Genomic DNA, 22,491 nt, shown 5'->3' on the forward strand with positions numbered 1-22,491 from the left:
GATTCCTTCGGATTCTTGAAATCATTCGGATTCTTCGGATTCTTCGCGTTTCTTCTGCTCCGTCAGATTCGCACGACTACGTACGACCGTGTACGAGTACGTACGAACCAGCCGTCGGGCCAGCGTAATGCGGCGAACGCGATCAGCGAAGACGACCGACACCCGTCGTCCTCAACGCGCCTTTGGCATGTCCCATACCCACGCGCCCCCCAATCGCTCCCCCGGCCGCCCCAGCAGTTTCGTCACGACCTCGTACAGCGCCGCGTCGTTGTCCTGCGGAGCGAGCACCACCACGCCCGCCTTCCAGTACGCCAGGTCGAGCCTGGCCTGCGCGCGCCAGCTCGGGCCGATGTCCGGGATCCGCGCGCCGTAACGGATGTCGCGGAACAGGTTGGAGGTGTAGCGGGGCGCGGCGCCGTAGATGCCCATCCGCTCAGGTCCCCAGGGCCCGTTGAAGTACCCGTCGGGTACGGAGAAGCCGAAGCCCTCCGTCGACTGCCAGTGCAGTGCGTCCGCCTCGGCCGGACTCGGCAGGGGTACGGGGACGACGCTCTCGCCCTCGGCGACGTAGTCCCGGTACATGCCGTCCGTGATGAACCGCGGCACCTCCGCCCGCTCCCGCACCGGCTGCGGCGTCGGCAGGATCGGCAGCAGCGCGGCGGCGAGCGCGACCAGCCCCACCGCCCGGTGCGTACGCGGTTCGAGGTCCGCGATCCGTTCCGCGGCCAGCGCGATCAGCACGCCGAGCGCCGGGGCGCAGATCATCGCCACCCGCGACTCGATCACCGACTCGAAGAGCGGCTGATGCGCCAGCGCGCGCCACGGCCCCGGCAGCACCACGTCCGTGAACGGGATCCGGATCTTCTGCCCCATCGACAGCAGGGCGGCCACGAGCACCGTGCCCGTCAGTGCCTTCACCAGCGCCGAACGCCACAGCCACACCACGATCCCGAAGACGAGCGCGGTCAACGGCCAGCCGTAGAAGGCGTTCTGCTCGGTGCGGTTCATGGCGAGCGTGTCGGCGCGCGTCTCGTCGCCGAGCAGCGAGCGGCCCGAGAACTCCAGGAAGGCGAGCGGGCTGTTGCCCGCGTTGTCGCCGTGCAGAACGCTGTGGTAGCTCTGCGGTCCGAAGAACTGCCAGTACAGCGGCAACGCCACCAGCGGCAGACACACCGCCAGCGCCACACCGAGCCCGCGCAGCAGCGACGGCAGCGCGGCGCGCGCGACGTCGGGGCGCGCGAGCGCGTACGAGAGGGCGAAAATCAGCATCCCCATCGCCGCGAGCAGCAACGGTTCTTCGCCGAGGAAGATCTGGTACGTCGCGAAGAGCCCGAGCAGCACCCCGTCCCGTACGACGCGCCGGCCCCCGTCGCGGGCCTCGCACAGCCGCAGCGCCCGGTCGACGATCACCGGGATCATGAAGAGCACGAGGAAGTTGGGGTGCGCGGTGCCGTGCGACATCATCGGCGGCGCGAACGCGGCGAGCGCCGCGCCGAGGGCCGCCGCCGGGCGCACGCGGGTGATACGGCGGACGAACAGCCAGTACCAGGCCACGGCCGTCGCCGTCAGGCCGAGCGTGAGGACCAGTGCCCACGTCACCGTCGGGCCGAAGAGGAGCGTGACGGGGGTCAGCGGGACGGACAGGCCGAGCATGACCGTGTTCGCCATCAGATTCACGCCGTCGGGAAAGCCCTGGTACGTGGTGAAGAGCGGGTTGCGCAGATGTACGACGTTGTCGGCGGTGACGGCGAAGAACCACTCCCACTGGTTCTGGTCCTGCATCGAGTCCGCGAGATACGCGCGGCCCAGGTCCGCCCACAGACCCTTGTAGAGGAGGAGGGACCCGAGGAGGAAGAGACCGGCGACGGCGAGATCCACGGGGCGTACGCGGGTACGCAGCCGTACGAGCTCCAGCAGTACGCGCCCGTAGTCCGCGGGCCGGACCTTCGACCCCGACTGGTGCGACCAGCGCACCGGCACCTCGGCGACGGGCCAGCCGGCGCGGCGGAAGTGGCGCAGGATCTCGACGTCTATGCCCCAGCCGTCGAGGCGGGACGCGGCGAAGGCGGCACGGGCCTTGTCGCCGTCGAAGAGCTTGAAACCGCACTGGGTGTCGCGTATGCCGCGTACGGCGACGAGCCGGATGAGGCGGTTGCCGAGCCGGCCGAGCCATTCGCGCAGCGGGCGCTGGTGCACATCGATGCGGGAGTCGGGGAGGGCGCGGGAGCCGATCACGGCGGCGGGGGCGTACGGGCGGCCTCCGTCGCCGGGGCCGGTCTCCGCGCCGGGGCCGGTCCCCGCGTCGTTGTCGGCCTGCGCGTCGCTGTCGGCCTGCGCGTCGCTGGCGCCCTCCGCGAGCAGCGCGTCCAGCCTGTCCAGTTCCTCGATCGGCGTCGCCAGGTCCGCGTCCGTGACCAGCACCCGCCGGCCGTACGACGCCAGGACGCCCAGCCGCAGCGCGTGCCCCTTGCCCCGGTTCTCGTCGCTCGTCAGCAGCTGGATGCGCGGCTCGTCCGAAGCCGCCTCCGCCGCCACCGCGCCGGTACGGTCCGTCGACCCGTCGTCGACGACGATCAGTTCCCAGTCGCCCCAGCGCTCCGGGTCCGCGCGCAGATGCGCGCAGATCGCGTCGAGGGTGGGCCGCAGCCGGTTCTCCTCGTTGTAGGCGGGGACGACGACGGTCAGGTCCGCGGCCGTACCGACCGCGCCCGGTATGCCCGACACCTGCGGCACGCCAGGCGCGCCGGAGCTCCCGCTCATCGCGTACCCGCTCACCTCCGCGGACGTCCCAGCTCCGGATCGAGCCGGTCCACCCACGCCAGCGAGTGCGCGTGGGAGGCGTCCACGACGGCGCGCGCGGCGTCCGCGTCGCCGAGGGTGATCGCGTCGACCAGCTGCTCGTGCCCGCTCCACAGCCAGTCGCGGCAGGCGTCGTCGGCGCGCAGGAAGGGCACGGAGAACACCCACGCCTGGACCCGCATACGGTGCAGGAAGTCACAGATGTACTGATTCGCGACGAGCGTCGTCAGCTCTCGCCAGAAGCGCAGGTCGTACCCGATCAGGATGTCCAGGTCGCCGCCCTTGGCCGCCCGCGCGGCCTCCTCGGCCCGGCGCCGTACCGACACCAGCTCCTCGGAACGCACCCGCCCGAGACCGCTCCCCGCGATACGCCGGAAGATCCCGTCCGAGACCAGCGAGCGCGCCTCGACCATGGCGCGGAAGTCGCCGACGGTGAACTGGTGGACGTGGAAGCCCCGGTGCTGGTCGGAGTCGAGCAGCCCCTGCGCGCTCAGGTCGACCAGCGCCTCACGGACGGGGGTCGCCGACACGCCGTACTGCTCGGCGATGTGCTTGACGGTGAACTCCTCGCCAGGGAGCAAACGCCCTGCCAACACCTCGTCACGCAGTGCGTCCGCGATCTGTTGCCGCAGGGTGTTGCGGGTCACAGCTCCGCTGGCGGGCATTCGTGGTCGTCCCCTCATCCGGCTTCGCACACCTTAAGCCAGGGACGGGGAGGGGCCCTCGCGACCGATCCCGGTCGGCCGGGCCCGCGGGTGCGCCGAGCGGTCCGGCGTACCGCGACCGGTACGCCGGACCTCCGACCCCGCGTGGGGCCCTACCGCGTGTGCTCGTCGGCCACGGCCAGCGCCGCGTCCAGGATCGCCAGACCCTCCTTCGCCTCCCCCTCGGTGACGGTGCACGGCGGCACCGCGTGCGTCCGGTTCATGTTCACGAAGGGCCAGAGCCCGCCCTTCTTGCACGCGGCGGCGAAGGCGGCCATCGGCGCGTTCGCCTCGCCCGTCGCGTTGTACGGCACCAGCGGCTCGCGCGTCTCCTTGTCCCGTACGAGGTCGAGCGCCCAGAACACACCGGCCCCGCGCACCTCGCCCACCGACGGGTGCCGGTCGGCCAGTTCGCGCAGGCCGGGGCCGAGGACGTTCTCCCCGATGTGCGCCGCGTGCTCGACGATCTTCTCGTCGGCCATCACCCGCAGCGTCGCGACGGCGGCGGCGCAGGCGAGCGGGTGGCCGGAGTAGGTGAGACCGCCCGGGTAGGGGCGGGTCGCGAAGGTGTCCGCGATGGCGGCGGAGATCGCGACGCCGCCCAGGGGTACGTAACCGGAGTTGACGCCCTTGGCGAAGGTCAGCAGGTCGGGCACGACGTCGTAATGGTCGGCCGCGAACCATTCGCCGGTACGGCCGAAGCCCGCCATCACCTCGTCCAGGATGAAGACGATGCCGTGCCGGTCGCACAACTCCCGTACGCCCGCGAGATATCCGGGCGGGGGCGTCATGATGCCGGCCGTGCCGGGGATGGTCTCCAGGATGATCGCGGCGACGGTTCCCGGCCCCTCGAAGGCGAGGGTCGCCTCCAGGTGTTCCAGCGCGCGGGCGCACTCCTCGGCCTCGGTGGTGGCGTAGAAGGGGGAGCGGTAGAGGAACGGCGCCCAGAAGTGGACGACCCCGGCGTTGCCGGTGTCGGACGCCCAGCGGCGCGGGTCGCCGGTCAGGTTGATCGCGGTGGTGGTGCCGCCGTGGTACGAGCGGTACGCCGAGAGCACCTTGGGGCGGCCGGTGTGCAGCCGGGCCATCCGTACGGCGTTCTCGACGGCCTCGGCGCCACCGTTCGTGAAGAAGATCTTGTCAAGGTCACCAGGGGTGCGCTCGGCGATGAGGCGTGCGGCCTCGGAGCGTACGTCGATGGCGAAAGCGGGCGCGAAGGTGGTGAGTTTGGCCGCCTGCTCCTGGATGGCGGCGACGACGACGGGGTGCTGGTAGCCAATGTTGGTAAAGACGAGACCGCTGGTGAAGTCCAGGTAGCGGTTGCCGTCGTAGTCCCAGAAGTACGAACCGTCGGCACCGGCGACGGCCAGCGGGTCGATCACTTCCTGCGCGGACCAGGAGTGGAACACATGCGCACGGTCGGCGGCCTTGACGGCGGCCCCGGCCTTCGGGTCGACATTGCCAACAGGGTTGACGTCGAGGTGAGGGGTCATGCCAACAGCGTAGAGAGCGGCGGGCGGGGGCGGGAGCGAACACGGTGTCTGGTGTTGGACGTGTGACTGGGCAGACTGTCGCCCCGCCGACGGTACGGCGCACACGGCACTATCCTCGGCGCGTTGGCTTGTGCGTCTTGGGCTTGTGCGTCTTGGGGGAGGGCCGAACGGCCATGGAGAAGCTGACCGCGGGAGATCCACAGCGCATCGGCGCGTACCGGTTGCTGGCCCGCCTCGGCGCGGGCGGCATGGGCCAGGTCTATCTGGCCCGCTCGGACCGGGGCCGTACGGTCGCGGTGAAGCTCGTACGCAAGGAACTCGCCGTACAGGACGAGTTCCGCAACCGGTTCCGGCTGGAGGTCGCCGCGGCCCGGCGGGTCGGCGGCGTGTGGACGGCGCCGGTCCTCGACGCGAACACGGAGGCGCCGGTGCCGTGGGTCGCCACGGGGTACGTGGCCGGGCCCGCGCTCCAGAACGTGGTCTCGGGCACGCACGGGCCGCTGCCCGCGCGCTCGGTACGGATACTCGGCTCGGGTCTCGCCCACGCCCTCCAGGACATCCACAGCGCCGGTCTGATCCACCGCGATCTCAAGCCGTCCAACGTCCTCGTCACCATCGAGGGCCCGAAGGTCATCGACTTCGGTATCGCCCGCGCGCTGGAGTCGGTCACCGACGCCGGGCCGACCCGGACCGGGAGTCTCGTCGGGTCGCCCGGCTTCATGGCGCCTGAGCAGGTGCGCGGCACGGCGGTCACGCCCGCGTGCGACGTGTTCTGTCTGGGGTCGGTGCTCATGTACGCGGCGACGGGTCGGCTCCCCTTCGGCACGGCGGACACCGCTGTGCACGTGCTGATGTACCGGATCGCGCAGGAGGAGCCGGACGTGTCCGAACTCCCCGAGGGGCTCCGGGAGTTGGTGGGTGACTGCCTGAAGAAGGACCCGGCGGAGCGCCCGACCCCGGCGCAGATCCTGGCCCGCGTGGGCGAACCGGACGCCGCCGAGCCCTGGCTGCCCGGCCCGCTGCTCGCCCAACTGGGCACGGACGCCGTGCAGTTGCTGGACCACGAGGAGCCGGGGGCGCGTACGGAGCTGGCGTTCTCGAAGCCGGTGGGCCCACCGGCGGAACCGTCCCCCGAACCGCCACCGCCCGGCGGGAACGACATGCACGGCATGGCGACGATGATCAGCCCGCCGCCACCGCAGTCGGCACCGCAGCCGCAACAACCGCCGCCACCCCCGCCCCAGCAGTCCGAGCCACAACCCATGCATCACATCCCCCCACCCCCGCTCCCCCAGCAGTACGGCTACCCCCAGCCCGGCCAGCCCCCGCTCCCCCCGTGGGGCGCCACACCCCCTTACGGCCATCCATCCCCGTACGGCCCCACTCCCCCGTACGGCCCGGCGCCCGTCCCGCCTCCCGAGCCACCGCGTCGCAGCGGTCGCGGTACGGTCGCGCTGATCGCCGTCGCGGTGATCGTCGCGCTGGGCGCGGGCGGTTCGGTGTACGCGTTCATGGACAGCGGCAGCGAGAAGAACGAGTCGTCGAAAAACCGGGCCGACGACAAGTCCTCCGCGGGCGAGAACACACCGTCCGAGGACGCGCCCTCGACCACCGGGTCACCCTCCCCTTCGGCCTCGGAGGACGCCGGCCCCGGAGACGTACCGAAGCGGTACCTCGGCGCCTGGTCCGGCACCATCGACGGCGCGAGCGGGCTCAACACCCGCGAACTCACCATCCGCCAGGGCGCGGTGGGCGACACCGTGCTCGTCCTGACGGCGGAGGGCCCGACCGACACCGGCGGCACGTATCAGTGCGTCTTCGAGGCCTCGCTCAGCGCGGCACCGGGCTCCGGCCCGCTCCGGATCGGCCCGTCCACGGTCACGACGGGCCGCCCGATGTCCTCCTGCACCCCGGGCGCGGCGACCGAACTGACGATCCTCCCGGACGGCCGCCTGCGCCGCGTGACCACGGCGAACGGCGAGTCGGTGACGTACACGAAGAACGACTGACCGCGCGGCCTAGGTCCACTGAAGACGAGAGCGGCCTGCTGAGCCTAGCCGACTCCTGGCTGTGGCGATCAAGCATTTGCCTATAGCCTTTAGGCATGCGCATAATCTACTTAGGAACACCAGCGGAGGGCCGGACCCATGTCCCCACGAGCAGGACTGACCACGGAGCGCCTGGTCCGCGCCGGAGCCGAGCTGGCCGATGAGGTCGGGTTCGAGCAGGTGACCGTCTCCGCGCTCGCCCGGCAGTTCGACGTCAAGGTCGCGAGTCTGTACTCGCATCTGAAGAGCTCCCACGACCTCAAGACCAGGATCGCCCTGCTCTCGCTGGAGGAGATGGCCGACCGGCTCGCCACCGCGCTCGCCGGGCGCGCGGGCAAGGACGCGCTCGCCGCCTTCGCGGACGTCTACCGCGACTACGCCCGCGAGCACCCCGGCCGCTACACCGCGGCCCGCCTGACGCTCGACCCGGAGACGGCCGCCGCGAGCGCGGGACCCCGGCACGCCCAGATGACCCGGGCGATCCTGCGCGGGTACGACCTGACGGAGCCGGACCAGACACACGCCGTACGGCTCCTGGGCAGCGTCTTCCACGGCTACATCAGCCTGGAGACCGCCGGCGGATTCAGCCACAGCGCACCCGACACCCGGGAGACCTGGGTCTGGATCGTGGACCGCATCGACGCGCTCCTCCGCACCTGGCCGGCCTCTGCGCCCGCCACACCCCCCGCCCCTCCACCCACGAAGTGAGACCGACCATGCGCGACTGGATCACCACCCCCCTCACCCCCCGCCTCCTGCGCGGCGCCCTCGAACTGGAGCGCACCGCGCACGGCCTCCTGCCACACCGCCTGCCCGCCTGGGCCCGCGCCCAGAACACCGACCCGAACCTGGCCATGGCGGAGAACCAGCCCTCCGGCGTACGGCTCGTCCTCCGCACCCGCGCCACCGCCGTCGAGCTGGACGTGCTGCCCACGAAACGCGAGTACGTGGGCGCGCCGCCCCGCCCCGACGGCGTGTACGACTTGCTGGTCGACGGCCGGCTGACGGACCAGGTGTCGGTCAAGGGCGGCAACACCCTGACCATCGACATGACCGCCGGGACCGCCGAGCACAAGCCGGGCCCGCCCGGCACCGTGCGCTTCGACGGCCTGCCCGACGGCGAGAAGGACGTCGAGATCTGGCTGCCGCACAACGAGACCACCGAACTCGTCGCCCTGCGCACGGACGCCCCCGTCGAGCCCGTACCGGACCGTGGCCGCCCGGTCTGGCTGCACCACGGCAGCTCGATCAGCCACGGCTCCGACGCCGCCGGCCCGACCACGACCTGGCCGGCACTCGCCGCCTCCCTCGCCGGGGTCGACCTGGTCAATCTCGGCTTCGGCGGCAGCGCCCTGCTCGACCCGTTCACCGCGCGCACGATGCGGGACACCCCGGCCGACCTGATCAGCGTCAAGATCGGCATCAACCTGGTCAACACCGACCTGATGCGCCTGCGCGCCTTCGCCCCCGCCGTCCACGGCTTCCTCGACACGATCCGCGAGGGCCACCCCACGGCACCGCTGCTGGTCGTCTCGCCCATCTACTGCCGTATCCACGAGGACACGCCCGGCCCGAGCGCCCCGGACTTCTCCGGGATCAGCGAGGGGCGGATCCGGTTCCTGGCGGCGGGCGACCCGGCCGAGCGCGCGAGCGGAAAGCTGACGCTGAACGTCATCCGGGACGAGCTGGCCCGGATCGTACGGCAGCGGTCCGCCGACGATCCGAACCTGCACCACCTGGACGGCCGGGAGCTGTACGGCGAGGCGGACTACGCCGAACTGCCCCTCCCGGACGAGCTCCACCCGGACGCCGCGACGCACCTGCGCATAGGCGAACGCTTCGCGGAGCTGGCGTTCACGAAGACCCGGCTGAACCCGGCGCGCTGACCGCGCCGGCGCGCCGGGCCCTCTCCCATGGGACGCCTCAGCTCAGCTGCCCCGTCGGCATCAGCGTCAGCTGCTGGAAGTTCACGCGCGCCGGCAGCCCCGCCAGATACCCGACCGCCCCGGCCACGTCCTCCGGCGTCAGCCACTCCAGCGAGTCCCGGACCCCGTCCAGCCACTCCAGCGCGCCGCCGTCGGTGACGTGGGTCTGGAGCTCGGTGGTGACAAGACCCGGCTCCAGCGTCGAGACGCGCACCTTCTTCGGCCCCAGCTCCACCCGCAGATTGCGGGACATGTGGGTGACGTACGCCTTGGTGCCCGCGTAGACGGCGAAGTTGGTGTAGATGTTCTGCGCGCCGATCGACGACGTGTTGATCAGGTCGGCGACACCCCGCTCCCCGGCGGCCCGCACCAGCTGCGGTACGAACGCCCCGATGACGTACATCAGTCCGCTGACGTTCACGTCGATCTGCCGCTGCCACAGCTCCGTGGTCCGCTCCTCGATCGGCGCGGGCAGCATGACCCCGGCGTTGTTGAACAGCAGGTCCGCGCCGCCCAGTTCGGCCTCGACACGGTCGGCGGCGGCCTGTACGGCGTCGGGGTCGCTCACGTCGGCGGCGACGGCGATCGCGGTGCCGCCGTTCTTCCCGATCCGGGCGACCAGGTCGTCCAGCCGGTCCGCCCGCCGGGCGAGGACGGCGACGGAGGCGCCCAGCTCGGCCAGTTGCTCGGCGGTCGCGGCGCCGATGCCGCTGGAACCGCCGGTGACGACGGCGACGCGCCCGGCGAGTGGCTTGGTGTTCGTGGACATGGCTGTGCCTTCCTCGAAAAATGCCAGTGGATTACGGGGCCGGCCCGGCAGCTCGTCCGCCGGCTCCCGGCCCACATCCAGAACACCACCCCCGGCTGCGGCCCCGGCCGCCATAACAGGCCCTGACCAGGCAGGTACTCCCAGAACCCCCCACACCCCACCCGGCACCCGCCCGAGCACCGACACTTGAGCCATGGACCGAAGTGCGAGCACCACCGGTAATACGCGCACCACCCGCGGCACCGAGCTGGCCGACTTCCTCCGCTCACGCCGCGCCCGCATCACCCCCGACGAGGCCGGCCTCCCCACCGACGGGCGTACGCGCCGAGTGCCCGGCCTGCGCCGCGACGAGACCGCCCGCCTCGCCGGGGTCAGCACGGAGTACTACACCCGCCTCGAACAGGGCCGGGCCACCAACCCCTCCCCCGAGGTCGTCGACGCGCTGGCCCGCGCCCTGCGCCTGGACACCGACGAGCAGCAGCACCTCACCGACCTCGTCACGCGCCCCGCTCCCGCCCGCCACACACCCGTGGCCCCGCAGCGTGTCCGCCCCGGCCTGCGTCTGATGCTCCAGACACTCGACCACGTACCGGCCTTCGTCCTCGGCCGCCGTACCGACATCCTGGCCTCCAACCGGCTGGCCCGCGCGGTCCTCACCGACTTCGACGCCCTGCCCGCGACCCGCCGCAACATGGCCCGCTACTACCTCCTGGACCCGGAGGCGCGCGACCGCGTCGGCAACTGGGACCAGATGGCCGCCGAGACGGTGGCCATGCTCCGCCTGGAGGCGGGCCGCTTCCCCAACGACCGCCAGCTCGCCGACCTCGTGGGCGAACTGACGCTGCGCTGCCCGGAGTTCACCGGCTGGTGGAACGACCACCGGGTCCTGCGCCGTACGCACGGGACCAAGCACTACCGCCACCCCCTGGTCGGCGATCTGCACTTCGGTTACGAGGCCCTCCAGCCGCCCGGCGACACCGACCAGACCCTGTGCGTCTACAACGTCGAGCCCGGCTCCCCCTCCGCCGACGCGCTGCGCCTCCTCGACAGCTGGACGGCACCCCAGCACACCGGCCCGGCCCCGGACCCCGCCTCCTGACCTCCGCCTGACCTCACGTTCCGCCCCCGCGACCCCCAATACCCGACGCCCGGCATCCACCGGCGGCTCACACGGCGCACTGAGCTCAATACGGCGCACACTCCGCACGCCGTTCGGGTCGCTGTTCGGGACCATCCGGGTGGGGGGCCGGTCGCGCCTCAGGGGGTGGCCGTCGGGCCTGTCGATGATCAGATGCGGTCCCGCGAGGACGGGTCCGCACCATCACGAGAGGACTTCCCATGCGCCCTAGTCGCGCACTCCTGACCGCCGCCCTCACCGCCGGTCTCGCACTCACCCCCCTGGCCGCTGTCGCCGCCGCGCCCGTCCAGGAGGACCCGTCCGTTCTGAGCTGGGGCGCCGGCCGTACCGGCCAGCTCGGCAACGGTGCCACGAGGGACAGCTCCACCCCGGTGCCCGTCACCTCGCTCGTCCGCGGCGACGTCGACAAGATCTCGGCCGGCGGCACCTCGTCGTCCGACTCCTTCGCGGTCGCCCTCATCGACGAGACCGTCAAGTCCTGGGGCCACAACAGCTCCGGCCAGCTCGGCAACGGCAAGCGCACCAACCGCAGCGTCCCCACCGCCGTGTCGCGCCTGACGAACGTCAAGGACGTCGCCGCGGGCGGCGAGCACGCCCTGGCGCTGGACGCCAACGGCCGCGTGTACGCGTGGGGTGACAACAACTACGGCCAGCTCGGCAACAGCCGCACGGGCGACATGCGCTCCGTCCCCAGCGCGATCAAGGGCATGCCCAAGGTCAAGCAGGTCTCCGCGGGCTGTGACTTCAGCATGGCGCTGACGGAGAAGGGCGACGTGTACGCCTGGGGCCGCGGCGTCTACGGCCAGCTCGGCAGCGGCAGCCGCGCCACCAGCTCCGTACCCCGTCAGATCGAGGGCCTGGAGAACGTCTCCGAGATCGACGCCGGCTGTCACCACGCGCTCGCGCTGACCGCCGACAAGACGGTCAAGGCGTGGGGCAAGAACACGTCCGGCCAGCTCGGTGACTCCTCCACCCGGAGCAGCACCACGCCGGTCGACGTCGACTGGATCGAGGAAGTCAGCGACATCGAGGCCGGCGCCAACCACAACTACGCCATCACCGAGGACGGCCGCGTCTGGGGCTGGGGCAACAACCAGAACAACCAGCTCCTGGAGGCCGACCCGGCCACCGCCAAGAACAGCCGCCAGTTCACCAACCGCACCGCCCCCATCGGCATCCCGCGCCTCGAAGGCGCCGAGCAGGTCGCGGCCGGCGCCCAGCACGGCATCGCCGTCTTCGGCGAGGACATCTTCGCCTGGGGCCACAACACCGAAGGCCAGGTCGGCAACAGCACCACGTCGAACATGACGAACATGGAGTCGGTCAGCACCGTCAACACCCTCAACGCCAGCCCGACCGTGCAGCACGTGGCCGCCTCCCTCGGCGGAAACACGAGCTACGCCTACTGATCCGAACCAACCCCGGGCATGAAGCCGGCCCTGTGCGGTGACCTTCACGGGTCACCACACAGGGCCGTACCTATGGCGCCATGGCTCCACGCCTCCGTGGCGCTACGGCTCAGTCGACCTGCTTCACCTGGATGACCTTGTACTCCTTGCCGCCGATGATCTTCGTCGTCTCGCCCGTCTTCACGAACTTGCCGCCGCGCGGGATGAGGACCTCCGACTCCCTGCCCCGGTAGCGGGAGAGCGGGTCGATGTTGCGGCCGTTGTCGGTCGTGATCTCCATCAGGACGTTCTCGCCCTTCCGGCCGTTGGCCTTCGCGTTCTCGGCGGCGCGGTCGGCCTTCGCCGGGTCGCTGGAGGTGCTGAGGTACTCGGGCATCTCGACCTCTTCACCGTTGGCGTACTTCTCCAGCAGTTCATCCGGCATGAACGTGCCCCGGTAGAACGTGCCCTCGACGGGCGGCAGGTGCTCCAGAGCGGTGTCCATCTTCTCGATGAACTTCGGTACCGAGTTCACCCGGCTGCCCGGGACGGGCTGACCGCGCAGGTACTTGTTCGCGTCCTCGGCCCAGGAGCCCGTGTAGTCCGCGATGATCAGCGCGTCTTCCTTGGTGAAGTTCTCCGTGAGCTTGTGCTTCCTGGCTTCTTCCTCGACCTTCTCGCCCCACTCGTTCCTGTTGAGGCCATCCCCGGGCTTCGGGTAGCTCGGGATGTCGTCCAGGACGTTCATCGGGGTCTTGACGGGGCAGCCCTTGAGACCCGGGGGCTTCGGCTTCGGCTTCGGCTTGTCCTTCTTCGGCTCGGGGTCGGGCTCGTCCTTGATCGGCCGAGGCGGCGGGTCGCTGAGCCCGATCGCCATGCTGAGCCTGTCCTCGACATCCTGGAACGTGTCGACACCGGCCATGGAGCTCGCGGACAGCGCCGCCGCGAGGTCCGCCGGAGAGGAGTCTCCGGGAGCTGCCAGGAGGACGGAGCCGCTGCCGCGGTAGGCGACAGGGGTACGAGTACCGGCCGAGGCAAGCGTGTAGCGCCCGTCGCCGGCGGCGCCGGTGGTTACCGGCCCGAAGAAGGCGACGTTGGTGTCCCGGCAGTCTTCCTTCTCTTCGTCGTTGTCCTCGTCCTCGTCCTTGTCGTCGTCCTTGTCGTCGTCCTTGTCGTCGTCGTCCTTGTCCTTGTCGTCCTTCTCAGTGCAGCCGGTCAGGCCCCATTGAGACCCGGCCCCGGTGGGGTTGCACTCGACCTTGTCGTCGTCCTTCTCGTCGTCGTCCTTCTCGTCGTCGTCCTTCTCGTCGTCGTCCTTGTCCTTGTCGTCATCGTTGTTGCCGCCGCTGCTGCTCCCACCGCCGGAGTCTGAACCACCGGTGCTGGTTTCCGTGCAGTGCTGCGTTATGCCCCAGGGGGCCATCACCGGGTTGCACTCGACACCGCCGCTCGAACCACCGCTGTCGGAACCACCGTCGGACCCGCCGCTGTCGCCGCCACCGTCAGAGCCGCCGCTGTCCGAACCCCCGCTGTCGGAACCGCCGCTGTCCGAACCGCCATTGGAGCCACCGCCGCTGGAACCGCCACCGTTGGAGCCACCACCGTTCGAGCCACCACCGCTCGAACCGCCACCGTTGGACCCGCCGCCACTCGAACCACCGCCGTCGGAACCGCCCCCGTCCGAACCACCGTTGTCGCCACCGCCATCGGAGCCCCCACCGTCGGACCCACCGCCGCTGTCGCTACCGCCGTCCGAACCCCCGCTGTCCGAACCGCCGTTGTCACCGCCACCGTCAGACCCCCCACCGCTGGAACTCCCGCCGTCCGAACCGCCGTTGTCGCCACCGCCATCGGAACCGCCGCCGCTGGACCCACCACCGTTGGAGCCACCACCGTCCGAACCGCCCCCGTCCGAACCACCGTTGTCGCCACCGCCGTCAGACCCACCGCCGTCAGACCCACCGCCATCGGACCCGCCACCGTCCGAACCGCCATCGGAGCCACCCCCGTCCGAACCGCCCCCGTCAGACCCGCCGCCGTTCGAACCCCCGCCGTTGTCCCCGCCGCCGTCGGACCCACCACCATCGGACCCACCGTTGTCGCCGCCACCGTCCGAACCGCCACCGTTGTCGCTACCGCCGTCCGAACCCCCGCCGTCCGAACCGCCGTTGTCACCGCCACCGTCCGAACCGCCGTCAGAACCGCCCCCATCCGAACCGCCATCGGAGCCACCCCCGTCGGAACCAGAGCCACCGTTGTCCCCGCCCCCCTCGGAACCGCCCCCGTTGGAACCCCCGCCGGACTCACCGCCGCCCCCGGCGACCGAGTCGCTCTCGCAGTCGCCGCCCAGGATGTTGCAGACCGCCGTCTGGAGGCCGTTCGCGATCTGGGGTCCCACGCCGGTGAGAAGCAGCGCGCCGATGATCAGGGCGACCACGCCGACCATGCCCGCGTACTCGACCGTCGACTGACCCCGGTTCCGCCGCCACCCGATCATGTGCGGAATCGACGGAACAGCCCCCCGCAGCCGCTCGCGCGACCAGCGCGGCCGTACGGCCCGCTGTTCCGCCGGCAGTTCGAACCAGGTCCGGCTCGCCCCCACACTCACCAGCGCCAACAGCGCCCCCGGCAACAGCAGTTGGGTGACTCCCCGCGCCGAACCCGCGTACAGATTCACGACGCTGCCGACCAGCAGCCACGCCTGGAGAGCGATCAACGCCATCCAGACGACCTTCCCGCCGGTCCACAGGCGCCGCGCCAGTATCACCGCGCCGACACCCGGCGCCATCGCGTACAGCGCCGCCAGAGTCAGCGCCGGCGTGATGTGGCTGCCCAGCTCCAGCAGCGAGTTCAGCACACCTATGCCGCCCAGCAGGGTGAGCGCGAACATCAGGTAGAGCAGTACCCGGGTGGCGGCGAGTGACCTGGGCAACTCCCAGCGTTGCGTGGGAATGCCGGCCCGGAACATCAGGCCCTGTGAGTCCGACAAGGGAAAACCCCTCCACCAAAATACCGATATCCCCGGCTCGGGCGTTCAGCCGCGGCGCGTCAAACCGGGAGGCTATGCACTCGTGAGACCCGGCCGAAGGGCCCACGGACCCACCCGGAGGCCCAATCCGGCAACCGAGCGGCCCTCCCGGTCGGGGCAAGCCGGACCGGGAGGGCCGAAGGATGGGAGAACGGCCGCCGGGCCGTGGGAATCCCACGGCCCGGCGGTGAGCGGTAGTCGATGCCGCTCGGCTGCTGTCAGTCCTCTCCCCGCTCGTCCGGCGACTCGTAGTACTCGTTCTCTATGAACTCTCCGGTCCTGGTGCCGTCCGGATTGAGCTTCCACGCGCCCTTGATGTACTTCGAATCGATCCCGCCGGGGAAGGCGATCTCATCTTCTCCGGAATGGGGGCTGTTGGGCCCGAAGGTCTTGTTGACATCGATTCCACCCGGCGCGTCGATCTCGTAGACGTAGTCCTGCCCGTAGAAGGGCACAGGCTTTTCCCTCGTCGTTGTCGAGACGAACCCGGACTCCGTGTTCTTGTCCACGTAGTTGTACAGATCCATGTTGTCCGGGTTCTTCGGCTCGAAGTCGTCCACGAAGACTTCCTCCGGCGGACGGTCGTCGAAGCGGTACAGAGTCTCGTCGGTGGTACGCCACTTCGTGTTCTTGGGGAGCTTCGACGTGTCAACTTCCGTGACCGCGACTTCCGGATGAGGGTTGTCCCTCGGGTCGGGCGGAAGCGGGCAGTCCGCCGGCCCCGGCTCCGGCTCCGGCTCGGGCTCCGGTTTCGTGTCGGGCTTCGGGTGAACCGGCTGGTCGTTGAGCCCGATGGCGACGGTGAACCGGTTCTTCACGTCCTGGAACGTGTCGACACCGGCCAGGGAGCTCCCCGACACCGCCCGTGCCAGGTCCATCGGGGAAGGAGCGGGGGGAGCCGCGACAAGCAGGTCGCCACTGGCGACAACGTGCGTACGAGGACCGGCCGAGGCGAGTATGTAGCGACCGCTGCCGGATCCGCCGGTGATCACACTGCCGTAGAAGGCGGCTTGGGTGTCCCGGCAGTCGTCCTCTTCCTCCTCCTCCTCCTCTTCCTCCTCCTCTTCTTCTTCTTCCTCCTCACCGCCACTGCTGCCACCGGAGTTGTTGCCACCGGAACTTCCACCACTGACGCCACCGGTCAGGCCAGCGGACATGCTACCGATCAGACCACCGCTGGAGTTCCCGCCGCTGTCGCCACCGGAGTCACCGCCGCCGCTGTCGCCGCCACCGTCAGAACCGCCGTCCGAACCGCCGCCGGAATCAGACCCGCCGGTGCCGGTCTCGGTGCAGTTCTGCATCATGCCCCAAGGGGCCATCACCGGGATGCACTGGACACCGCCGCTCGAACCGCCGCTGTCCGAGCCGCCGTCGGAGCCACCACTGTCACCGCCGGAGTCACTGCCGCCGTCAGACCCTCCGCCGGAGTCGCCACCACCGTCAGACCCGCCGCCGGAGTCACTGCCGCCGTCAGACCCGCCGCCGGAGTCGCCACCACCGTCAGACCCGCCGCCGGAGTCACTGCCGCCGTCAGACCCTCCGGAGTCACTGCCGCCGCTGTCGCCGCCGCCATCCGAACCGCCGCCGCTACCGCCGTTGTCACCGCCACCGTCGGAACCACCACCGGAGTCAGACCCGCCCGTGCTGGTCTCGTGGCAGCTCTGCATCATCCCCCAAGGGGCCATGACCGTGTTGCACTCAACACCGCCACTCGAACCGCCGCTGTCGGAACCACCGTCGGAGCCACCACTGTCACCGCCGGAGTCGCCACCACCGTCAGAACCGCCGGAATCACCGCCACCGTCGGAACCGCCGGAGTCACTGCCGCCGTCAGACCCTCCGGAGTCACCGCCGCCGCCATCCGAACCGCCGTCGCTACCGCCGTTGTCACCGCCACCGTCGGAACCACCACCGGAGTCGCTGCCACCGTCGGACCCGCCACCGTTGTCCGAACCGCCGTCGGAGCCACCGTTGTCACCGCCACCGTCGGAACCACCGCCGCTGTCGGAACCGCCGTCCGAACCACCGCCGCTGTCCGACCCGCCATTGTCACCGCCACCGCTGTCCGAACCGCCGTCAGAACCACCGCCGTCGGAACCGCCACCGGAGTCAGACCCACCGTCGGAACCGCCGCCGTTGTCGCCACCACCGTCAGAACCACCGTTGTCGCCGCCGCCAACGTTGTCACCGCCACCCGAATGACCGGGATGAGAGACCGAGTCGCTCTCGCATTCGCCGCCGAGGATGTTGCAGACCGCCGTCTGGAGACCGGTCGCGATCTGGGTTCCCGCGCCCGTGAGGAGAAGCGCGCCGATGATCAGGGCGACCACGCTGACCATGCCGACGTACTCGACCGTCGACTGACCCCGATTCCGGCGCCACTTGATCAGGTGCGGAATCGACGGCATCCCTTCCCGCCGCAACTTCTCAAGCGTCAAGCGGGGCCTCACGGCCCGCTGTTCCGCCGGCAGTTCGAACCAGGCCCGGCTCGCCCCCACACTCACCAGCGCCAACAAGGCGCCCGGCAGCAGCAGTTGACTGACCCCCCGCGCCGACCCGCCATACAGATTGACAACGCTGCCAATCAACAGCCAGGCCTGGAGGGCGATCAACGTGAACCAGACCGCCTGGCCACCGGTCCACAGCCGCCGCGCCAGAACCGCGGCGACGATCCCCGGCACCATCGCGTACGCCGCCGCCAGACTCACCGAGAACGAGACACGAGTGCCCAGCTCCAGCAGGGAGTTCAGCACGTCCACGCCGCCCAGCAGCGTGAGGCCAAACATCAGATACAACAGAATCCGCGTCGCGGCGAGTGATCTTGGCAACTCCCAGCGACGCTGAGATATGCCGACCTGGACAGCCAGGCCTTGTGAGTCCGACAACGGAGAACCTTTCCACCAAACTGCTGAAGATCTCGGCGCGGGCGTTCAGCCACGGCGCGCTACCCGGCACACTACGTACGCGCAAGGCCCAATCCAAAGGGCCCACGGACCCACCCCGGGGCCCACGCCGGACCCGCGTCGTGCCTCAGCAGCTCTCCCCGTCCCCCTCGCTGACCTCCCCGAACGACATCGGCTGGGCGAACAGCGCGGCTGCCGCGTTGCGCAGGATCGCCGGGTGGACGAAGCGCTCGGGGTGCGAGGGCGCGGAGTACCAGAACAGCGGCCACGTCCCACCGTCGAGCGCGGGCACGGGCACGTAACTCACGGTGCGGTGCGCGGAGTTGAACAGCGTCACCCCGGGTGCCCAGACGCGGTTGGCCGTGCTCCCTGGCGGGAGATAGAAGTACACCGCCCGGCGCCCGTTCGACTCGGTGACGATCGGACCGGGATCGCCCCCCGTGATCGAGTCCATCAGGTCGGCGAGCCGCCGCCCCTCGTCCCCGTCGACGCGCACGGCGTCGAATCGCACACCGGCTTTCCGAAGCTGGAATCCATTCATCGGGACCCAGTCCACACAAAGACGTTCATTCTGTGTATTCACGCAGACATTCTGCGTAGTCACGGCTAGCGTTTCCATGAGATGGCGGGAGCCGTCGGGTACCGGTTGACCTGCGAGAACTCCCGTTACGTGAGGTCGAGTTCAGTCCAGTCCAGTTGTGACCGGTTGAGTCCGGTCAAGTCGAACGGTGATCGCAATGGCGCGAGCGGAAAACAAGGTAACGGCGGGAAACGCCACGCGGTTGGTGGCGCACATCGCCCGCATGATGCGCCTGCAGAAAGGGATGACGCAGGAACAGGTCGGCGTCGAAACGGGCTTCTCGGCGGCGGCGATCAGCGCGATGGAGACGTGCGCGCAGCCGGCGAGCGACCAGATGCTGGTGGCGCTCGGACGGGTGCTGGGTGACGAGCTCGGCATCTTCGAAGAGGCGCGGGAGTTCGTACGGCTGGACAAGTACCCGGCCCAGTTCAAGAACTACGTGCTGCTGGAACAGAAGGCGGTGGGCCTGTGCCTGTACGCGACGCTGGTGGTGCACGGCCTGTTCCAGACGGAGGCGTACGCGAGGGCACTGATCGGCGGGGGCTATCCGCCGTTGCCGGAGGAGCGGGTGGAGGAGCTGGTCGAGGCGAGGATGGCGCGGAAGGCGCTGCTCGACCGGGACCCGGTGGCACTGATCGAGTTGATCGTGGAGGAGGGGGTGCTGCGCCGCACGATCGGGAGCCAAGAGGTCATGCGTGACCAGCTTTCGCACTTGGCGGAGTGCGCGAAGCGCCGTAACGTGACACTCCAGGTGCTCCCGCTGGACTGTGGCCTGCTAGGCGAGTACGCAGGCGCCCGAGGCGAGATGGAGATGGTGGAAACCCCTGACCACGACCGCCTGGTCTACCTGGAACCGCAGGACGAAAGCCTCCTGATCTCCGACGCGGCAAAGGTGAGTACCTACGCCCAGCGTTATGCGAAGATCCGATCACAGGCCCTGGGTCCTCGCGAGTCGCTGGGCCTCATCGAACGTTTGGCAGGAGATAGGGAATGACCAGCACCTTGCGGTGGTTCAAGTCGAGCTACAGCAGCGACAGCGGCGGCAGTTGCGTCGAGATCGCCTTCGACTGGCACAAGTCCAGCTACAGCAATGCCAGCGGCGGCGAGTGCGTCGAGGTGGCCACCTGCCCCCACACCGTCCACGTCCGCGACTCGAAGGTGACCGAAGGCCCCACCTTCGCCGTGGCTCCGGCAGCCTGGACGACGTTCCTCGGCTGGGCCGAGTAACCACCCCCGACGACCGACCGGCCGCGCACCCCGCCGCCGGTCGCCGCTGTCGCGGTCCCTCCCCGGCCTCAGCGGCTGGTCTTCCCCGAATGAGGCGCACCCCTCTAAGATCATCATGTATGAACACTCCTGACGGTCAGAGGTTCGGTATCCAGATCGATGTCAGGGTGCGGCAGGCCGATCTTGGTCGAGACGGCTCGGCAAGCACGATCGGCATGGCCCGCTGGCTGGAAGACGCCCGGATCCGGCTGCGGCTGCACCGCTTCGAACGCCTCATCGGTAAGGGTGGGTTCGGGCCGTACCAGATCTTGCTCGTCGGCCAACGGGTCAACCGCCTTGCTCCGGCCGGCCCGACCGGTACCCGCGTGCAAGTGCACACCGGCGTTCGCCGGGTCGGGCGCTCCTCATTCACGTTCGAACAGGTGATCATGGTCGACGGCAAGCATGTGGGCAGTGGCGACGCCACCGTCGTGCTGGTCGACAACTCGGGGCCGCTCCAGCTTCCGGACGAGCTGATCACCGATCTCGACGAGATGCGGCTACCGGAGACAGGAACGTCGGCAGCTCCCCGTCCACACCCTGAGCGCCTGCAACGTGGCCACTACTCGTACTGGGCCACGCTGCGTTCGCGGATCGGTGACGTCGACTCCAACCAGCACGTCAACTTCATCGCACTGGCCACTTGGTACGACGAGGCCGTCGCTGCCTTCACCTCGCACTCGATGGGGACAAGTGGTGCGGGCCCGGTGCCAGATCTGCCCCCTTCGTCGTACCAGATCCAGTATCTCGGTGAGGTGACCTACCCGGGCGACTACGAGATCGGGCTCACGGTCCGCTCCGTCGACACCGACTCCGTGCACTACGAACTCGGTGTCTTCCACGACAGCACCTGCCTGAGCGTGGCCGACGCCATCGGCCCCCGCGGCGAACTGACCGCCGAAGCCCTGGAAGCGGCCCCGACGGCGGACTGACCACGGTCTCTCGGGGACAGGCCCGGGCTCATCCCGGCATCGCGGCGCCACTGGCCCCGATCCGCGCCTGCGAGCCGCACGCGCGAGGTCGCCGAGGTCAGTCGTGTGATCGGCGTAGCCCTGTGGCGGTAGATCGTGCCCAGCCCGACGCCGGCCTTGGCCGCGATGTCGCGTACCGGCGCGTCCACGCCTGACGTGACGAAGACCGTTGCGGCCGCATCGAGCAGGGTTTCCCTGTTACGTCGGGCGTCCTTCCGCCCGGACGGGGCCGCCTGTCTGGCGTCCTCGTCGCTGTCGCTCACCGCACGCTCCTTTCACTCACGGCTTGCAGAATCGGAACCGTGTTCCGTATCGTTCCGGAACATGGTTCCGATTTGCTTATGATGTCAGAGCGGGGCCCGGTAACCAAGCCATGTAGTGCACCGCGCTTCACCCCTCATGAGGAGACACAGTCATGCAGTACCGCATCTTGGGCCGCACCGGTGTGCAGGTCAGTACCCTCGCGCTCGGCGCGATGAACTTCGGAAAGATCGGGCGCACCACCCAGGACGAGGTCACAGCCATCGTCGACGCCGCGCTGGAGGCGGGGATCAACCTGATCGACACTGCCGACGTGTACAGCGGCGGCGAGTCGGAGGAGATGGTCGGCAAGGCTGTCGCCGGGCGCCGCGACGACATCGTGCTGGCCACGAAGGCGACCATGCCGATGGGCGACGAGCGCAATCGCCGGGGCAGTTCGCGCCGCTGGCTGGTCACCGCGCTGGAGGACAGCCTGCGTCGGCTCGGCGTCGACCACGTCGACCTGTACCAGATCCACCGGTGGGATCCGAACACCAGCGACGAGGAGACCCTGTCAGCGTTGACCGACCTGCAGCGCGCGGGGAAGGTCCGCTACTTCGGCTCCTCGACTTTTCCCGCCCACCGCATCGTGCAAGCCCAGTGGGCCGCCCGCGAGCACCACTTGAGCCGCTACGTCACCGAACAGCCCAGCTACTCGATCCTGCAACGCGGCATCGAGACCCATGTGCTGCCCGTGACCGAGCAGTACGGGCTCGGCGTCCTGGTATGGAGCCCACTGGCCTCTGGCTGGCTGTCGGGCGCGATCCGCGAGGGCAGGGACATCACCACCAGCCGCTCAACGTTCATGCCGCAACGCTTCGACACCACCATCCCCTCCAACCGGGCCAGGCTCGACGCCGTCGAACGGCTGGCCAAAGTCGCCGACGAGGCCGGTCTGACGATGATCCAGCTCGCACTCGGCTTCGTGACCGCGCACCCCGGCGTGACCAGCGCACTCATCGGCCCCCGCACGCTGGACCACCTGCACTCGCAGCTCGCCGCCGCAGACACCACGCTCCCCGCCGACGTACTCGACGCGATCGACGGCATCGTCGCCCCCGGCGCCGACCTCGCCGCACACGAGAAGAACGACACTCCGCCCGCGCTGCTCGACCCGTCCCTGCGGCGACGCTGATCGTCCCAGCGACAGCCTCGAACTCGTCGCCCGCGATTTGCACG

General features: G+C 69.9%; 16 protein-coding genes and 1 pseudogene. 9 read left to right on the forward strand and 8 right to left on the reverse strand.

What is annotated here, in order from left to right:
* Positions 1-171: 171 nt before the first annotated feature.
* From OIE74_RS16890 to OIE74_RS16900, 3 genes are all read right to left on the reverse strand, one after another.
* Positions 172-2,760, reverse strand: coding sequence for a dolichyl-phosphate beta-glucosyltransferase (locus OIE74_RS16890; RefSeq protein ID WP_329384035.1), 2,589 nt, complete (start codon positions 2,758-2,760; stop codon positions 172-174).
* 11 nt (positions 2,761-2,771) lie between these two features.
* Positions 2,772-3,464: a GntR family transcriptional regulator gene (locus tag OIE74_RS16895; RefSeq protein ID WP_329384039.1), complete on the reverse strand. Its 693-nt coding sequence runs from the start codon at positions 3,462-3,464 to the stop codon at positions 2,772-2,774.
* A gap of 152 nt (positions 3,465-3,616) precedes the next feature.
* Entirely contained in the window at positions 3,617-4,996 is a 1,380-nt protein-coding gene (locus OIE74_RS16900) for an aspartate aminotransferase family protein (protein ID WP_329384042.1), read from the reverse strand.
* Positions 4,997-5,169: 173 nt separating this feature from the next.
* On the opposite strand from OIE74_RS16900, the gene OIE74_RS16905 reads away from it, so the two are divergent.
* The 3 genes from OIE74_RS16905 (at position 5,170) to OIE74_RS16915 (ending at position 8,930) form a co-directional block, all read left to right on the forward strand.
* Positions 5,170-7,005 carry a serine/threonine-protein kinase gene (locus tag OIE74_RS16905; RefSeq protein WP_329384044.1) on the forward strand — a complete coding sequence of 612 codons (1,836 nt, stop codon included), beginning with the start codon at positions 5,170-5,172 and terminating at the stop codon, positions 7,003-7,005.
* Between the two features lie 138 nt (positions 7,006-7,143).
* Positions 7,144-7,752, forward strand: coding sequence for a TetR/AcrR family transcriptional regulator (locus OIE74_RS16910; RefSeq protein ID WP_329384047.1), 609 nt, complete (start codon positions 7,144-7,146; stop codon positions 7,750-7,752).
* An 8-nt stretch (positions 7,753-7,760) separates the two neighbouring features.
* Positions 7,761-8,930, forward strand: coding sequence for a GDSL-type esterase/lipase family protein (locus OIE74_RS16915; protein WP_329384049.1), 1,170 nt, complete (start codon positions 7,761-7,763; stop codon positions 8,928-8,930).
* A 37-nt stretch (positions 8,931-8,967) separates the two neighbouring features.
* Here OIE74_RS16915 and OIE74_RS16920 read toward each other — a convergent pair whose 3' ends face one another.
* The gene (locus tag OIE74_RS16920; RefSeq protein ID WP_329384052.1) at positions 8,968-9,738 is read right to left on the reverse strand and encodes an SDR family oxidoreductase; all 771 of its coding nucleotides are present in this window, start codon (positions 9,736-9,738) and stop codon (positions 8,968-8,970) included.
* 193 nt (positions 9,739-9,931) lie between these two features.
* Here OIE74_RS16920 and OIE74_RS16925 point away from each other — a divergent pair, with 193 nt between their 5' ends.
* Both OIE74_RS16925 and OIE74_RS16930 read left to right on the forward strand, forming a co-directional pair.
* On the forward strand, positions 9,932-10,837 hold the full coding sequence (locus OIE74_RS16925) for a helix-turn-helix transcriptional regulator (RefSeq protein WP_329384054.1): 906 nt from the start codon (positions 9,932-9,934) through the stop codon (positions 10,835-10,837).
* 239 nt (positions 10,838-11,076) lie between these two features.
* Entirely contained in the window at positions 11,077-12,285 is a 1,209-nt protein-coding gene (locus tag OIE74_RS16930) for an RCC1 domain-containing protein (protein ID WP_329384057.1), read from the forward strand.
* A gap of 109 nt (positions 12,286-12,394) precedes the next feature.
* Here the strand turns inward: OIE74_RS16930 and OIE74_RS16935 are convergent, their stop codons facing one another.
* The 3 genes from OIE74_RS16935 to OIE74_RS16945 all read right to left on the reverse strand — a co-directional run bounded on the left by OIE74_RS16935 (position 12,395) and on the right by OIE74_RS16945 (position 18,736).
* Entirely contained in the window at positions 12,395-15,253 is a 2,859-nt protein-coding gene (locus OIE74_RS16935) for an ADP-ribosyltransferase (protein ID WP_329384060.1), read from the reverse strand.
* A gap of 257 nt (positions 15,254-15,510) precedes the next feature.
* The gene (locus OIE74_RS16940) at positions 15,511-18,078 is read right to left on the reverse strand and encodes a scabin-related ADP-ribosyltransferase (protein WP_329384063.1); all 2,568 of its coding nucleotides are present in this window, start codon (positions 18,076-18,078) and stop codon (positions 15,511-15,513) included.
* A 244-nt stretch (positions 18,079-18,322) separates the two neighbouring features.
* Positions 18,323-18,736, reverse strand: coding sequence for a hypothetical protein (locus tag OIE74_RS16945; protein WP_329392329.1), 414 nt, complete (start codon positions 18,734-18,736; stop codon positions 18,323-18,325).
* Between the two features lie 196 nt (positions 18,737-18,932).
* Here OIE74_RS16945 and OIE74_RS16950 point away from each other — a divergent pair, with 196 nt between their 5' ends.
* From OIE74_RS16950 to OIE74_RS16960, 3 genes are all read left to right on the forward strand, one after another.
* Positions 18,933-19,769: a helix-turn-helix domain-containing protein gene (locus tag OIE74_RS16950; protein ID WP_329384066.1), complete on the forward strand. Its 837-nt coding sequence runs from the start codon at positions 18,933-18,935 to the stop codon at positions 19,767-19,769.
* A complete protein-coding gene (locus OIE74_RS16955) occupies positions 19,766-20,002 on the forward strand; it encodes a DUF397 domain-containing protein (protein ID WP_329384068.1) in 237 nt (78 codons plus the stop codon). Before OIE74_RS16950 ends, OIE74_RS16955 begins: the two co-directional genes overlap by 4 nt.
* Positions 20,003-20,121: 119 nt before the next feature.
* On the forward strand, positions 20,122-20,973 hold the full coding sequence (locus tag OIE74_RS16960) for an acyl-CoA thioesterase (protein ID WP_329384070.1): 852 nt from the start codon (positions 20,122-20,124) through the stop codon (positions 20,971-20,973).
* 113 nt (positions 20,974-21,086) lie between these two features.
* On the opposite strand, the pseudogene OIE74_RS16965 reads toward OIE74_RS16960, so the two are convergent.
* A pseudogene (locus OIE74_RS16965) lies at positions 21,087-21,275 on the reverse strand (TetR/AcrR family transcriptional regulator); the annotation flags it as partial.
* A 152-nt stretch (positions 21,276-21,427) separates the two neighbouring features.
* On the opposite strand from OIE74_RS16965, the gene OIE74_RS16970 reads away from it, so the two are divergent.
* Positions 21,428-22,447, forward strand: a complete 1,020-nt coding sequence (locus tag OIE74_RS16970) for an aldo/keto reductase (protein WP_329384073.1) — start codon at positions 21,428-21,430, stop codon at positions 22,445-22,447.
* The last annotated feature ends 44 nt before the right edge of the window (positions 22,448-22,491 follow it).

The organism is Streptomyces sp. NBC_01716, from assembly GCF_036248275.1.
GTDB lineage: Bacteria > Actinomycetota > Actinomycetes > Streptomycetales > Streptomycetaceae > Streptomyces.